Below are 2,008 nucleotides of genomic sequence, written 5' to 3' on the forward strand. Positions count from 1 at the left end.
ACCCCGCCCGACCTGGTGCGCGAAACCATCGACCTGGTGCCGGGGTCCAAGTTCGAACTGATCCGCGGTGCGGGCCATCTTCCCTGCGTCGAGAAGCCCGAAGACTACGCCCGCATCCTGACCACTTTCATCAAGGAGACAGGACATGCCTGATCGCCGCCCCGCCGGGGAAGCCACCCGCCGCGCCGTCCTGGGCGAAGCCCATGTGAACAAATCGCAAGGCAACGCCACCGACTTTGACCAGGGCTTTGTCGACCTGATCACCGAAAGCGCCTGGGGCACGGTCTGGGCCTCGGACGCGATCCCGAAGCGGGAACGCTCGATGATCACCCTGGCGCTGCTGGCCGGGCTTGGGAACTTCGAGGAATTCGAACTGCACCTGCGGGCGACGGTGAACACCGGCGCAAGCAAGGAGGACATCCGCGAGGTGCTTCACCACGTGGCGATCTATGCGGGCGTGCCACGCGCGAACCACGCCTTCAAGCTCGCCCGTCAGATCTATGCCGAATTGGAGGGCAACAATGTCTGATCGCATCCAAGATCGGGGGCCGCTGATCCCGCGCAACCGCGCAGCGCATCCCCCCGCCTATGACATCGACTACAAGACGTCCGTGCCGCGCAGCCCGCGCTGGTCGCTTCTGTCGCTGGAATCCGGCCCGTCCGAGGAGACCGGCCCCACCTTCGGCCACGAGATCCTGGGCGAATGGGACAACAACCTGATCATGAACTGGACGCGGGGAAAGGCCCCCGCCGTGGGCGAACGCATCCTGGTTCATGGCCGGGTGCTGGACGAAAACGCCCGCCCCGTGCCGCATACGCTGGTCGAGATCTGGCAGGCCAATGCCGGCGGCCGCTATCGCCACAAGAAGGACACCTATTTCGCGCCGCTCGACCCGAATTTCGGGGGCTGTGGCCGGACCATCACCGATGAAAACGGGTATTACGAATTCCTGACGATCCGTCCGGGGGCCTACCCCTGGCCGAACCGGGGCAACGACTGGCGCCCGATGCATATCCACTTCTCGATCTTCGGACATGCCTTCGGTCAGCGCCTGATTTCCCAGATGTATTTCGAAGGCGACCCGCTGATCTATCGCTGCCCGATCGCGGCGACGATCAAGGATCGCGGCCAGCTGGACACGCTGGTGGCCCCGCTGGACATGGCCAAGGCGCGTCCGATGGATTTCCTGGCCTACAAGTTCGACATCGTGCTGCGCGGACGCCGCCAGACCATGTTCGAAAACAAGCTTGAGGGGATGTGAGATGGTTCAGAAACTCGACACGCTGATCGAAACGCCCTCGCAAACCGCCGGGCCTTACGTCCACATCGGCTGCATGCCGACCTATGCCGGCAACGCCGGGGCCTATGACCTTGAGATCGGGGAAAGCCCGATTGCCGACGGGGCCCAGGGCGAGGTGATCGAGATCACCGGCGAAGTCATCGACGGCACGGGCTGGGCCCTGCGCGACGCGATGATGGAAAGCTGGCAGCCGGACGCCTCGGGCAAGTTCCCCGGCCAGGCGGGTGCCGACCCCAAGGTCTCGGGCTATTGCCGGTTCGCGGCGGATTCCGAGACGGGCAAATTCACCCTGCGCACAGTCAAACCGGGGGCCGTCAAGGCGCGCAGCGGCGCGATGCAGGCCCCGCATATCTCGGTCTGGGTGGTGGCGCGTGGCATCAACATCGGGCTGCAGACACGGATCTATTTCGAGGACGAGGACAACAACGCCGACCCCCTTCTGAACCGGATCGAACAGCAGAACCGCGTCCAGACGCTGATTGCAAAGAAGACCGCAGAGGGTAAATATACCTTCAACATCGTCCTGCAGGGCGACAATGAAACGGTTTTTCTGGATATCTGATGACGCAGTTCATCCTGGTTCACGGGGCCTGTCATGGGGCCTGGTGCTGGCAGAAAGTGGTCCCCGCGCTGGAAGCGCGGGGGCATTCCGTTCGGGCCATCGACATGCCCGGCCGGGGCGGCGGCGTGCCGGATCTGACCCTTGC

4 protein-coding genes and 1 pseudogene are annotated in these 2,008 nt (G+C 64.0%); all 5 read left to right on the forward strand.

Annotated features, from left to right (window positions below):
• Positions 1–153, forward strand: a pseudogene (locus ACEQXV_RS19325) (3-oxoadipate enol-lactonase); the annotation flags it as partial.
• On the forward strand, positions 146–529 hold the full coding sequence (gene pcaC / locus ACEQXV_RS19330; RefSeq protein WP_093446093.1) for a 4-carboxymuconolactone decarboxylase: 384 nt from the start codon (positions 146–148) through the stop codon (positions 527–529). The pseudogene ACEQXV_RS19325 and the gene pcaC, both read left to right, overlap by 8 nt.
• Entirely contained in the window at positions 522–1,262 is a 741-nt protein-coding gene (gene pcaH / locus ACEQXV_RS19335) for a protocatechuate 3,4-dioxygenase subunit beta (protein WP_170848806.1), read from the forward strand. Before pcaC ends, pcaH begins: the two co-directional genes overlap by 8 nt.
• A 1-nt stretch (position 1,263) precedes the next feature.
• Positions 1,264–1,863, forward strand: a complete 600-nt coding sequence (gene pcaG / locus ACEQXV_RS19340) for a protocatechuate 3,4-dioxygenase subunit alpha (protein WP_370270529.1) — start codon at positions 1,264–1,266, stop codon at positions 1,861–1,863.
• A partial coding sequence (locus ACEQXV_RS19345; protein ID WP_370270531.1) for an alpha/beta fold hydrolase occupies positions 1,863–2,008 on the forward strand: 146 nt, incomplete at its 3' end. The genes pcaG and ACEQXV_RS19345, both read left to right, overlap by 1 nt.

The organism is Nioella sp., assembly GCF_964229645.1.
Classification (GTDB): domain Bacteria; phylum Pseudomonadota; class Alphaproteobacteria; order Rhodobacterales; family Rhodobacteraceae; genus Nioella.